Source organism: Thermodesulfobacteriota bacterium (assembly GCA_039028315.1).
GTDB lineage: Bacteria > Desulfobacterota_D > UBA1144 > Nemesobacterales > UBA2774 > CR02bin9.
Map to the genome: position 1 here is coordinate 1 of JBCCIH010000002.1, position 13,114 is coordinate 13,114.

General features: G+C 39.6%; 14 protein-coding genes. 5 read left to right on the forward strand and 9 right to left on the reverse strand.

Features of this window, described 5'->3' with window-relative positions; genetic code table 11:
• Positions 1-40: 40 nt before the first annotated feature.
• From AAF462_00255 to AAF462_00270, 4 genes are all read right to left on the reverse strand, one after another.
• Positions 41-742 (reverse strand): DUF2461 domain-containing protein, encoded by a 702-nt coding sequence (locus AAF462_00255; GenBank protein MEM7007546.1) that lies wholly within the window; start codon positions 740-742, stop codon positions 41-43.
• Positions 743-769: 27 nt separating this feature from the next.
• A complete protein-coding gene (gene thpR / locus AAF462_00260) occupies positions 770-1,312 on the reverse strand; it encodes an RNA 2',3'-cyclic phosphodiesterase (protein MEM7007547.1) in 543 nt (180 codons plus the stop codon).
• A gap of 29 nt (positions 1,313-1,341) precedes the next feature.
• A complete protein-coding gene (locus tag AAF462_00265; protein ID MEM7007548.1) occupies positions 1,342-2,592 on the reverse strand; it encodes a DPP IV N-terminal domain-containing protein in 1,251 nt (416 codons plus the stop codon).
• Positions 2,593-2,702: 110 nt separating this feature from the next.
• A complete protein-coding gene (locus AAF462_00270) occupies positions 2,703-3,302 on the reverse strand; it encodes an HNH endonuclease (protein ID MEM7007549.1) in 600 nt (199 codons plus the stop codon).
• 146 nt (positions 3,303-3,448) lie between these two features.
• On the opposite strand from AAF462_00270, the gene AAF462_00275 reads away from it, so the two are divergent.
• From AAF462_00275 to lnt, 3 genes are read left to right on the forward strand one after another with little or no spacing between them, the layout of a single operon-like run.
• Positions 3,449-3,601, forward strand: a complete 153-nt coding sequence (locus AAF462_00275; protein MEM7007550.1) for a hypothetical protein — start codon at positions 3,449-3,451, stop codon at positions 3,599-3,601.
• Positions 3,602-4,408: a prolipoprotein diacylglyceryl transferase gene (gene lgt / locus AAF462_00280; protein ID MEM7007551.1), complete on the forward strand. Its 807-nt coding sequence runs from the start codon at positions 3,602-3,604 to the stop codon at positions 4,406-4,408. It abuts the gene before it with no gap.
• A gap of 40 nt (positions 4,409-4,448) precedes the next feature.
• Complete coding sequence (gene lnt, locus AAF462_00285; protein ID MEM7007552.1) at positions 4,449-6,011, forward strand: apolipoprotein N-acyltransferase; 1,563 nt, start codon at positions 4,449-4,451, stop codon at positions 6,009-6,011.
• On the opposite strand, the gene hisC is transcribed toward lnt, so the two are convergent.
• Together hisC and hisD are read right to left on the reverse strand one after the other, a co-directional pair.
• On the reverse strand, positions 5,988-7,088 hold the full coding sequence (gene hisC / locus AAF462_00290) for a histidinol-phosphate transaminase (protein ID MEM7007553.1): 1,101 nt from the start codon (positions 7,086-7,088) through the stop codon (positions 5,988-5,990). The two genes, lnt and hisC, sit on opposite strands and share 24 nt — an antisense overlap.
• An 18-nt stretch (positions 7,089-7,106) precedes the next feature.
• Complete coding sequence (hisD, locus tag AAF462_00295) at positions 7,107-8,390, reverse strand: histidinol dehydrogenase (protein MEM7007554.1); 1,284 nt, start codon at positions 8,388-8,390, stop codon at positions 7,107-7,109.
• A 166-nt stretch (positions 8,391-8,556) separates the two neighbouring features.
• On the opposite strand from hisD, the gene AAF462_00300 reads away from it, so the two are divergent.
• Both AAF462_00300 and AAF462_00305 read left to right on the forward strand, forming a co-directional pair.
• Positions 8,557-8,982 (forward strand): SRPBCC family protein, encoded by a 426-nt coding sequence (locus AAF462_00300; GenBank protein MEM7007555.1) that lies wholly within the window; start codon positions 8,557-8,559, stop codon positions 8,980-8,982.
• 3 nt (positions 8,983-8,985) lie between these two features.
• Positions 8,986-10,308: a hypothetical protein gene (locus tag AAF462_00305; GenBank protein MEM7007556.1), complete on the forward strand. Its 1,323-nt coding sequence runs from the start codon at positions 8,986-8,988 to the stop codon at positions 10,306-10,308.
• On the opposite strand, the gene AAF462_00310 is transcribed toward AAF462_00305, so the two are convergent.
• From AAF462_00310 to AAF462_00320, 3 genes are all read right to left on the reverse strand, one after another.
• Positions 10,305-10,805 (reverse strand): hypothetical protein, encoded by a 501-nt coding sequence (locus AAF462_00310; GenBank protein ID MEM7007557.1) that lies wholly within the window; start codon positions 10,803-10,805, stop codon positions 10,305-10,307. The two genes, AAF462_00305 and AAF462_00310, sit on opposite strands and share 4 nt — an antisense overlap.
• 15 nt (positions 10,806-10,820) lie before the next feature.
• Complete coding sequence (locus AAF462_00315; protein MEM7007558.1) at positions 10,821-11,369, reverse strand: FMN-binding protein; 549 nt, start codon at positions 11,367-11,369, stop codon at positions 10,821-10,823.
• 75 nt (positions 11,370-11,444) lie between these two features.
• Positions 11,445-13,025: a hypothetical protein gene (locus AAF462_00320; protein MEM7007559.1), complete on the reverse strand. Its 1,581-nt coding sequence runs from the start codon at positions 13,023-13,025 to the stop codon at positions 11,445-11,447.
• Between the last annotated feature and the right edge of the window lie 89 nt (positions 13,026-13,114).

Genomic DNA, 13,114 nt, shown 5'->3' on the forward strand with positions numbered 1-13,114 from the left:
AAAAATATTAGCAAGGTAGAAAAGGCAAGTATCAAATACACTAAGAAGAAGTAACATTGTCCCTTAGCCAAGCATGTAGCGGCATCATATCTTTAAAAAAACCATATGTATAGTTTAGAAAATCCTTAGAAGTAGCTTCTTTTGGAATTGGTCCTTCGAGGTAAAAATATAGGCCGTTATGCAAAAGCAAGTCTGCATTTGGATTCTCAGGATCATAGCCCCTAGGTACTCTTTTATAATGCGAACCCCCAAGGGTATATTCAGAATTCTTTGCAATCTTCTTTAGTATTTTGGAGACCTGCGCGCCTTTTTTAGGATCACTAACACTATCTCGGTATGACTTTGTTAGCTCTGAAGGTAAGGAATATAACCCTCCGGCAATTAAAAGCTTAGATTTATCAAATTGAATATAAAATCCCGGATTACCCAGCTTTTTAAGGGGCCCCTCCCAAAGAAAAATACCTAAATGTGTTTTATAAGGAGTTTTATCCTTGCTGAATCTAACGTCTCGATAAATTCTAAATATGGATTTATCCACTTTTGGTGTCGCAACAATTTTTGGACACATTGGTTTTAAGAGCTCGCCCATCTCCATTATATAGTCCTGGGCAGGCTCCATTACATTTTTTTCAAAAACCTCCCTGTTTGCTTCAAACCACTCTCTTTTGTTATTATTTTCAAGGTCCTTAAAGAACTTGAAAGTGTCTTTAGTAAACCCGTTAAAATTTGTATTGTTAGTCATAAAATGATCTCCTCATATAAAGTGAAGCTATAACTCTTTACCAAGGTTAAAGGTTTTAAGTGGAGTATAAATTGATCCTTTTGGATTGAGCTCACTCTCAATTGCTGTGATTCTGTTCAATTCAAAGTGAGTTTGTATAATATCTTTACAAGAATCAATCCTAATTTTATTCTTTACCCGTCCAATAGTAATATGGGGTGTAAATTTTCGTTCCTCTATCTCAAATCCAAGCTCGGAAAGCTCCTTAGTCAGTTTGCTGTGAAAGATAGAGAGATGTTTATTCTCAGACAAACCTATATATAAGACTCTAGGGTTTCTAAGATTGGGAAATGCTCCAAAATTTGTGAGATGAAGCTGAAAGGGATCATGATCATCTATAAGATTATCAAGCATAGTGGTAATTTGTTCTAATTTGCCCTCTTGTATTTTTCCAAGGAAGTTCAGAGTCAAATGCAGTTTTTCTGGTTTCTCCCACTTAACCCCTTTTATATCTGCTTTGATAGAATTAATATGGGAAGTTATTTGATCGCGGATACTTTCCGGCAATAATGCGGCGATAAAAATCCTCATTTATTTATCACCTAAGATTGGGCCAATGCTTACTTACACCAGGTGGGGAAACGCTTGCCCCCGCCTTGACTTAGGCGCACTTGGTTCTCGCCATTAGCGTACATGAGATATATGTCCCTAGCGCCCTGCTTAGTTGATGTAAAGGCAATGTAGTAACCATCTGGAGACCAAGACGGGTTTTCGTTTCTTCCGCCGCTTAAGGTAAGTCTGCTCTGTCCGCCTCCACTTGGGTCTATGGTGTATATATTTGTTCCACCGTCTACCTTTACAAAAGCAATCTTATTTACCTCTGGATTGGGAGACCAAGAGGGGTCTGTGTTATACCCGCTAGAGGTAATTCTTCTGGCTGCACCGCCGTTTGAACTCATAACATAAATATTAGGATTTCCGCTTCTATCGGATACAAATGCTATCCGGCTGCCGTCTGGGGACCAAGTTGGGGATATATCAATAGAGCCAGAGCGGGTTAGGTTTTTCGCGCCGCCTTTAAGATTTGATACATATATGTCACCATTTGAGCTAAATGCAAACTGATTTCCGCTAGGTGACCACTCAGGGCTCTGCTCAAGTTTAAATGCCTTTGTAAGCCTCTTCTCTCCTTGCCCTAGGGTGTAGAGATAAAGATCCTGATCCCAAACATTATCGGAATTAAATAGGATCTGCCTTCCATTAGGTGAGCAGTCTGGAGACATCACAAGTGCGTTGTGCTTAGTAAGCTGTTGTTTATTGGCCCCGTCATAATCCATGATGAAAAGATTCCTATTTCTTTTACTACCTAACACAAACGCTATTTTAGATGTGAAAAAGCCTTGTTTCCCGGTCATTTGCTTCATCGCGAGATCTGCAAATTTATGTGCTGCCTCTCTTACCTTACCGGGAGTTGCAACATAGGTTCTGCCAAGTATCGGTCTTTCTTCTTTTACGTTATAGAGCTGAACAGCAAATTTGATTCTATTTCCTTCTGTCTGATATTGACCTGCGATCAGATAGTCTGAACCGTTGTCAAAGATGCTCTGAAAATTAATATTATTTAAATCACCGCCCAAAGCGCCTCCTCGACTTACATCAAACAAGGCAGCATTTTTTAGATCATTTCTAACTACGTCAGCAAATTCCTTACCCTTGGCGTTAGGAGCACCTAAACTTGTGAGCTCAGGAACATAGACGGGGATTCTTTGAATAATAGGCCCAGTGACATCAGGCAGCTTGATCTGTGAATAAGAAACAGTGCTAAAACCTAGAAATATTGCAAATGTTAGGATTAATAATCTGATGGCCATAAAACCCTCCGTTATATGCTCAATTTAAATGTAATTGTGATGATACTTAGAAATAATTTAGCCTATGGAAAAGCTAAAAACTAGCATAAATGTTATTGATCTAAAATGAACTACTCTTCGAGCTCCACATTCCAGTAAGAAATATCTACAAAGTTTAAAAACGGCTCCCATTCTTTATACCTTACAGCTTTTATATATATATTTGAGAACGGATCCCAAAGCGGTTTTTTAGGTATTGTCTTAAGCTTCATTCTGGCCTGAGCAGGAGTCCTGCCGCCTTTTTTGCGGTTACAAGCAATGCAGCAGCAAACCACGTTATCCCATGTGCTTCTTCCGCCTTGAGAGCGGGGCACTACGTGGTCAATTGTGAGCTCTGAGCGTGAGAACTGCTTGCAGCAATACTGACAAGTACCAGCGTCACGTCTGAAGATGTTTAGGCGGTTAAATTTAGCCTCTTTTCTAATTACGCCCTCATATCTAACAAGTATTATTACTCTTGGAGTTTTAATTACAGAGCTTACAGTGCGAATTACATCGTCTTTATCTTTAAATTCTGAAATTTGTGACCAGGAATCAAAGTCAAAAGTGTTATATTCAGTGTCTACTGCTTTTGCAATACCTGCGTACAACATCACAAAAGCCCTTTTGACACTTGTAATAGTTACAGGAACAAAATAACGATTCAGAACCAGTACAGGAGAACTTAGCATCTAGTATAGTGAATCTACCTATTCTTTATTATAATTCAAGTAAGATAATGTTAATGTTTAGTTAAGATTATTGCTGAACAAAGGCTTGAAAACACTAGAGATTGAGTTATAACTTTATGCGTTAACATTTTGCGGGAGATATAAATATGAGTAGTTTGTCCCAGGCCCTTATAATCCAGATTGTTATATGCATCGTTCTTTTTGGTTTTCTTTTTTATTTCATGATCAAAAACGCTCAGCTTAAAAAAGAAATCCACTCAAAGATAAAAAATTCATCCAAAGAAAACAGCTTAAAATAAATGTATCCAGAACTAATTAAAATTGGCGATTTTTCAATATCTTCTTTCGGAGTAATGGTAGCCCTTTGCTTTCTAGTGGGATATTGGCTTATTTCACTAGAGACCAAAAGAAAGAAATTAAATGAGAAAGCTGTAAGCAATATGTTTCTGGCCACAATGATTGGCGGCATTGTAGGAGCAAAACTTCTTTATCTGTTCGAGAATGTACCGCTAGGGGAGCTATTAAGAGATCCTATCACTCATCTATTATCAAGAGGCGGGCTTACTTTCTACGGCGGGTTTATAGGAGCTATAATACTTGTTTGGATCATTGCTAATAAGAATAAAATAAGCATGTGGACTGTAGGAGATTTAGCGGCTCCAGCTCTTGCACTTGCCTATTCCATTGGACGAGTCGGCTGTCTTTTAGTAGGTGATGATTACGGAATACCAACTGATCTGCCTTGGGGTATGGCATTTCCTAAAGGGCTTCCTCCGACCACAGAAACTGTTCATCCAACACAGATTTATGAAATTGTGATAATGTTCTTTGCGTTCTTATATATCTGGAAAATAAGGACTAAAGTAAGACCGGCAGGATGGCTGTTTTCAATCTATCTAATAATTGCTGGGCTCGAAAGATTCTTCGTTGAATTTGTACGAGATACCACCGAAAGCCCGATCCCGGGACTATCTGTTGCACAGGTAACAGCGCTTGGGCTTATTGTAGTAGGTGCTGTTAAGCTTTATAGATTAAGATCATCAGGCCAGCTATCAGATCCTGATCCCGAGCCGCCTAGAAAACGGGCAAAGAAAAGAAAGGCCTAGCTCCTTTCTAATTTTGAGCCCTTGGGTATCTTTAACCACCATGTCTAAAATTACGACTAGAGACATAATACTTGCTTCGCTCACAGGCGTGTTATATCCGCTTAGTTTTATGGTCCCTTTTTTAGGCTTTACAGCGTGGGCGCTTTTAATACCTCTTTATTGGTCAATTGCAAAAAGAACCCCTTGGGGCGCGTTTAAGCTGGGCCTTCTTTCAGGAACAATCGCTAACTTTATAGGAACGTACTGGCTAGTTGGAACACTGACAAGGTTCGGCGGATTCCCAATACCTGTGAGTTTTGTTTTTATAATCTTTTTAAGCGCATACGCTGGGCTTGCGTTTGCAATATTCTCTTACATAACAACCAGGCTCGGACTATTTAGAAAACCAGGCTACCTGTCAGTGCTTTTAATTGCATCTATTTGGACATCAATTGAATATCTCTTCCCATTCCTTTTCCCCTACGGCATAACGAACTCGCAAGGCCATTATCTGACTATTATCCAGATGTATGATCTCTTTGGCATTTATGCCCTAAGCTTTGTGATTGTGGTCGTAAACGTAGCGCTTCTAAGAATAGTAAAGAGATTTACACTAAACGCGCTTCTGCCAGCACCTGAGTTAATTCTCTCTGCAACTCTTATATTTTTAGCTCTCTCATACGGGTATTTCAGAATACTTCAGGTCGATGTAGATATACAAAATGCGCCTAAGCTCAAAGTGGGCATGGTGCAGGCAAACTTCGACTTTTTAGCGAAAACTGAGAATCAGGAACAAATAGTCACAGATAAACATAAAGAGATGTCAGAGCAGCTTAGTGAAGTTGATCTGATTATTTGGCCTGAGACCTCAATCCAAGCATGGTTTTCAAATGATTCTGATTACTTAATTGTTAGGGATGAAGTCGGCGTGCCCCAGATGGAAGGCAAGTACTTTATAGTGGGCGGCATGTCATTTACGCCTAAAGACCCTGAATCGACTGTTATAACTGACGAGAACCTTACCAAGTACAATACCGCCTTTCTAACTAACTCAGACGGGGTCATACTTGAGAGATATCATAAGATTAAACTTCTGCTATTTGGCGAGTACTTGCCGTTCGCTCAGTATTTTCCAGCTATCAAGCAGGTAAGTCCGGCCACTGGGGACTTTACGCCTGGCGATGAGCTTGATCTATTTGTTATACCAGAGAAAGGGGCTAAGATTGCTCCTATAATTTGTTATGAGGATATAATCCCATCATTTAGTCGCCAGTTTGTAGACAAGGGCGCAAATCTGATTGTGAACATTACAAACGACGCTTGGTTTGGTGAGACGATCGCTCCATATCAGCATCTTCTTATATCTATACCAAGGGCGGTTGAGACAAGGAAATATCTGCTTAGATCAACTAATACTGGGATAAGTGCGATTATTGATCCAGTGGGCAGGGTTGTTGCACAGACAGGCAATTTTGTTCAGACCAACCTAGAGGGTGCAGTAGCACTAATGGATGGACCTAAAACACTCTACACCAGAGTCGGTGATGTATTTCCAATAGCAGCAACTATTTTTTGGATAGGGTTTATTGCAGTACAAAAGTTAAGAGGAAAGAATTTGCTTTAGAGCAGTTAAAAATGCATCATTCTCATTAGGTGTTCCGATTGTTACACGCATGCAGTTCTCGAGCCTTCCAGGTCTGTTGAAGTTCCTTATTAAAATGTCTCTTTTCACTAACTCATTAAAAAGCATATCAGCGTCTTGAGCTTTAAAGAATATAAAGTTTGCATCGCTTGGATATGCCGTTAGATCATCCAGCTCTAACATCGCACTAAATACGCGCTCTCTTTCTTTAATAATGAGCTGAATATTCTCAGTTACAAACTCATGATCATCTAAAACCACTTCCGCGGCGCTTTGGCTGAGCGAATTAATGTTATATGGGTAGCGAACTTTATTTATCTCTTTTGCTATCTGTTCTCTCGCAAAAAGTATCCCGATCCTAAGCCCTGCAAACCCTACCTTTGATAAGGTCCTAAGTATGATTAAGTTCTCGCATTCTTTTACGAGCGGCAAAAATGTATAGCCGCTGAAATCAGAATACGCTTCATCCACAACAACAATCCCTTTGGCCGCGCTTATAATCTCAGTGATTTTGCCAGCGTTGTACATATTGCCTGTGGGGTTATTAGGTGAAGCAAGAAATATTAAGTCGGGATCATTCTCTTCTATGATTGATAGTGTTTCATCCAGATCTATATCGAATTTATCATCTAGAGGTATCTCGATGACCTCTGCCCCCATGGCAAGCCCGGTGAGTTTATACATAGAAAATGTTGGAGAAGGACATAAAATCTTCCCTGAGCCATTTGCAAGAGTAGTTATTAGCATACCTATTAGCTCATCTGATCCGTTTCCGAGCAATATCCCGTCCTTTGAAAACTCAGTGACTTTGGAAATCAGCTCTATAAGCTTGTGAGCCTCAGGATCGGGGTATCTGTGTATAGCTAGATCGCTTATGGCTTTTTCAACTTTGGATTTTACTGAATTAGAAAGCTCAAAAGGGCTTTCATTACCGTCTAATTTAATTTTGCAGTCAATCGCCGGAACGTGGTAAGGAGAGATCTCTCTTATTTCGGGGCTTACACGCGCCTCTACGATACCAAGTTCTTCAGACTTTGATTTTTTATCTTGTGAGCTCATTTTATTAGGGAAGAATACCTATTTTCTAACTTTAACGGAAAGAGCATGCGCCTCAAGCTCCTCGCTATAGGCCAAGTTCATTACAGAGTCGCTAAGTTTGTCAAAACCTTTCTTAGAGATTGATATAACGCTCGGCATCCTTAAAAAGTCATACACGCTAAGAGGTGAAGAGAACCTTGCAGCCCCTCCTGTGGGTAGTACGTGGCTAGGACCCGCTACATAATCACCAAATGCTTCTGTGGACATCCCACCTAAGAATATTGCGCCGGCGTTGTTAATCTTTTTAAGAAGCGCTTTAGGATTCTTAACGCATAGCTCAAGATGCTCAGGAGCAAGAGCATTTGCAACATTTGCTGCTTCACTGATGCTTTTGACAACAAAAATGCGCCCCTGACTCTTAACAGCCTCACCTGCAATGCGTTTTCTAGTCAGAAGAGAAAGCTGTCTTGTAACTTCTTTTGCCACCTCTTTTGCAAACTTCTCTTTGTTAGTAACTAAAAGAGGAACGGCCATCTCATCATGCTCGGCTTGTGCTAACAGGTCTGCGGCAACCCAGCTTGCAGGTGTAGAGGCATCTGAAATAATAAGAACCTCACTCGGGCCCGCAATCATATCAATATCTACTTCGCCGAAAACAAGCTTCTTTGCGATCGTAACATAAATGTTTCCCGGACCAACAATCTTATCTACCTTGGGTACTGATTCTGTGCCGTGCGCAAGAGCTGATACAGCCTGTGCTCCGCCTACTTTGTATATTGAATCCACCCCGGCTATTGAGGCGGCAACAAGCACTGTTGGATTAAGCTCGCCGTTAGGACATGGAGTCACCAGAACTAGCTCTTTAACCCCGGCCACTTTTGCAGGTATTGCTGTCATTAATACAGTTGAAGGGTATGCAGCTTTACCACCAGGAACATAGAGCCCCGCCCTTTCAATTGGGCGAATAAGCCATCCAAGCTCGTTCCCTAGTGCATCTTTATACATACTTCCTTTGGGAAGCTTGTGCTTATGAAACTCCCTCACTCTTTTAGCTGCTGTCCTCAGATCTGATTTAATTCTGCTTGAAACCTGAGACTGTGCATCTTTAATCTCTTTGGGCGTAACCTTTATAGTCTTTTTTGTAAGCTCTGTCTTATCAAAGCGCTTAGTGTATTTAAATAGAGCCTTGTCGCCGTTTTTTGCCACATCGTCGACAATCTTCTTTGTAGCAGCATCAAGTTTCGGATCCGTAAGGGACGAACTCCTCCTAAGACCCTCAAGCTGTTTTTTTAGATTTCTTTCATTAACTCTTACAATTTTCATGACGGAGAAGGATTATACATCGGAAAATAGATGTTAGAAAGATATCTATTATTATTAGCTATTTGAGATTAATATCGCCCGCTTTTTGTAATTTGGGGTAAACTAAATTTTAAAAGGACATTAAAGTATGAAAATTTATCAATTAGAGCGCAAAATAAATCTCAAAATGGACATCAAAGAGGCTTGGGAGTTTTTCTCAAATCCCAATAACCTACCACTTATTACACCTCCATCACTTAATTTAAAAATTACATCCGAGCTCCCTGATAAAATGTATACTGGGATGATTATTACCTACACCGTTGCTCCCGTAATGAATATCCCTATGACCTGGGTTACAGAGATAACCCACGTTGACGAGCCTCACTTTTTTATTGATGAGCAGCGCTTTGGTCCATATAAGTTCTGGCATCATCAGCACAAATTTACCCAGATAGAAGGCGGAGTTGAGGCAACAGATCTAGTAAACTATGCCTTACCAATAGACCCGCTTAGCCGAATGGCGAATGAGCTTATGGTAAAGAGTCAGCTAAATGAGATCTTTGATTTTAGATCTGAGTATTTGTCTGATCGCTTTGGATTGCTTGAGTAAAGTTTGAAAAAAACGAATACGGTATTAGATTTAATTACCATGAGTGAATCTGTTGTAGACCTAAACAAGTATAAATTGGACCAGATAGATAGTGAACTTAGAAGAAAGCTGGTTGAGTACTCAGAGCGGCCCGAGATACAATCTCAGCTGGGCGAGGCTTTTTATATCTGGAGAAACGATCCTGAGTTTACAAGTGAGGATATAAAAGAAGACCAAATAGATGATCTTACTTTTGAAAAGTTCTTTGACTGGTTCTTGTATGATTTTAAGTTGCTCGATTCTGAGTTAAGAGTGGCCGAGAAATTTCTAGAGGAAGAAGGTCCTAATTTGGCTGCATCTGAAAGGGCACTTATAAAAGACTGGGTAAACAGTGTTCACAGTTTCTTTGAAGTTCAGGATGTAAAACCCGAAGAAAAATGCAAGATAAAAGATTTATTCACCGGAAAAGTTTATGAAGTATTAGATAAGGCTTCATCCAAGCAGATAAAACGAAATGACATAATAGCAGCAAGACCGCTTAAAATAGGTAAAGAACACTACTTTTCAAGCATAGTATCTTTGTACCCCTCCCCGTTCAAAGAGATTATTTCAAAGTTTTTTAACCAGGAGTTAAAGGAATATAGAAAACTATATGGTAAAACTAAATCCAAAGAGAAATATTTAAAAGACTGGGGATATCAAATCGGTGCTTATCTTGAAGAAACCGTAAACAATCCTCATTTTGTAACACCTGAAGGACATGAGTTTGTTTTGGCCACATCAGATTATAATGTGCTGGATTATGAGAAGTGCGTTAAAAAACTAGTGGGGATAAAGTCACTTAAGGAGCTCAGCGATAAAACTGAGGAGCTTCGGGTATTTTCTTGGGAAAAGGCCGGACGAAACAACATTACGGCGACGCTTGAGATTGAGCAAAACAAGCTTCACGTAGAATGCTATTCCATAGATATGCTGGCAAAAGCCCGAGCAAAAATTGAAAAAGAGTGCGGAAGTTTTATTCAACATATACAAGACAGCACAAAGGAACTGGATACATTTATTGATAGATCTTTAGATGAGCCCAAAAAACCAAAGAAATATCCACTCGGAGTTAAAAACAAAAAGGAGCTAGATTCTGAGCTTGATAGACACTACGACGGCTGGATCGATAGTCCGCTCGAAGTACTAGGTGGCATATCCCCAAAAGATGCTCTAAAAACCAATGAAGGAAAGCTCAAATTGAACTCAGTAATTGATGAGCTTGAAATGATTTATGAGCATGCGAAAAAAAGAGGGGAGCCATATTATGATGTTAGCAAGCTTAGGAAAAAGCTTCAGTTAATTTAATTAGCGTTGTAGTCGCTTTTCTTGCCTGTGTACGCGTATAAATACCATATTACAATTGCCATTAGAGCCCCTAGAGAGACTTGAAGCAGAATTAGTGATATTATCTTCAAATATGCAAAATCGGGGCTTACATATCGTATAAGCCATCCTCCAGCAATATCTCCAAGAGCTGAAAGGAAAGATGTCAGAATAAGAATCAATTTCCAAAGGTTGCTGATCTTTGTAAATAGAATTAGGTGGTTAAGCGTGACTAATATTATTGCCATTGCAAAGAAGTGAAAGTGCGCTTCCTCAAGCATGCCCAAGTAGCTTCTGGGCGGCCTAAAATCAGCCTCTGAACCCAGATAATAATTGACTACTGTCTCATAACTAAAACCTATCTGAAGGTATAAAAGAAGGTTTGTAATCCATAGAAAAACGAAAAAGATAACTGTAAAGAGGATAATCAGTTTTAAAAGAGTATTTTTTCTAATATCAGATGAAATGAAAAAGCGCAATTTTTTGATCCTATACTAATTAAGCATACCCTTTTCAGACGCTACTTTATATACAGCTAGAATTTTTCTAGTAGCTTGGGCAAGAGCAACTGCCGTGATTGTAGCTCCTGACATATTAGGGATATCTCTTCCTACTTTTAAGGTGTTATCTGTTGTCTTACCTTCAAAAAGCTGCATCCATTTGTCTCCTGCTTGATAATCGGGAGGCTCAAAAAATGCCAGCACCTCTGTTTGTCTTAAGCTACCATCAGGATTAATTACAAACATTACGGTCTCGCTCCTGGTCCTGAGGGTATGGGTGTCTATTATAGCATAGCCTATGATATTATCCCCATCTTTGGCTTCATAAATTATATAAAGCTTTGTATCGTTCTTAGCTTTAGCGATTGATTCTATGGTCTTAGATTCCTCTGGGGTAAAAAATATTTCATTTCTTTCAATATCGGTAGCATTTGGAAATACAGTTTGAAGTGCTTCATTTCTTTTCATGAAAACTTCAGCGTGTAACGAATGGGTAAATCCCAGATAAAGAATTGTTAAGATGATTATGATAGATGCTCTCATTAAGTACCTCATATAATAAAACGGGCGCAGAAAGCTAATTCCTACGCCCGTTAATTTTCTATAGTTTAACCAGACTTAGAACACATATCCAAGTCCGAAGTTAAACTGATTATCTCTATTGTTTGCAGCATTATCAAGATACTGATATTCAGCTTTGATCACAACGTTTGGTATAGGTTTGTAATTAAGACCTATTGTTAGATCATCTCTGTCATTGGCTGGGTTACTAGAGAATCCTGATGGTACTTTTGATTGTGTATCATACTGCTCCCATCTTACAAATGGAGCTAGATACTGAGCATACTGACTAGTAAAGTTAGCTAGTGTAAGCACATTATATGCACCAACTACATAGTAACCCCACTGCTCACTACCTACTGAATCATCGCCTTCAAGTCCGTTTAGAGCATTAATCCTTGCTCCATCATCTAGACTTGTGTAAGCAAAGAGTGATCTTGCTTCAAACCCTGCATACTGAAACTGTATGTCAGCCTCATACATCTGGAAGAAGCCGTCAAATTTATCACCGTCAAATTCAGATTCAGGGTTGTCAATTTTCTGGTTTTGACCACTATTTCCAAGCCAAATAGATCCACCGATTGCTACATATGGAACTGGCTGATATTCAACACGGCTCACAAAAGCAACATCGTTAAACAGCGCACGGTTACCTCTAATACGTAGAGATCTGTTATTGTTTGGTCTAAAACCTCTAGCATCAACACTGTTCATTACGTAAGCTCTATAGTTAATTGATCCGGCGTTACCAACATTAAATTCACCAAACGCACCAAGACCATTTTCTCTCCATGTTGTAGGAATAATCTGAGTTTCAACTGAGGGCCTAAATACTCCAAAGAAAGTGGTTGGCTCATGTACCTCATTTATGATACCAAAGGGTGTGAGAAGCAATCCACCTCTTAGGTTAAACGCGGGGTGCAGTAGAAAATCCAAGAGGGCAAACTCTACAGACACCGAACCGCTCTGCCCGTCTTTATTAGCTGAGGTAGAAGCGTGTTCAAACTCAAGTTCTGAGTTAAAGATAATTCTGTCTGTGAATTTATATCCGAAATATAAAACCACTCTAAGTGCATCAACTACGTTATTGGCATCTTCTTTAATCTGACCAACAAGTAGCTCACCATAACCACCGATGGAGAGTCCTTTATCTTTTAGATATACCTTTGATGCTGCTGGTGCAGCTCCGTATACCTGCTCATAAGTTGGGTCTTCGACAACTGATGCAGACTTGATATTGTCAATCTCTTCAGCCAATACACTGATTTTGTCTTCAATTGACTGCATTCTCTCATCAGACATACCAGAGCTCTTTACGTTCTGAAGCTCCTGAGTTACGGCTTGAAGTTTTCTTTCAAGCTGCTCAATCCTCTCGTCCTGAGTTTCTGTTTCATCATCGCTAAGCCTTTGAGCAACTTCGATATTCTGAGACTGTTTAGATTTCTCGTACTCAGCACGCTTCATTTGCTCAGCTCTTTGCTTATTATATTCCGTAAGTGAGTCTGAGAACTCTTGCTGATCCTCAGTTAACTCTGCAGACACAACATCTACAGAAACCCCTATCAAACAAACAAGCAAAAACGAAATAGCAACTATGGACAGAGCCTTAAAACTTAAAAAACTTACAAAACTATTCATCCTATCCAATACCTCCTTTATTTGATACTGATATTCGTTTTCATCCGTAATTTACAAAAAGCATGTTATTTGTCGTCAGCTAATGAGTG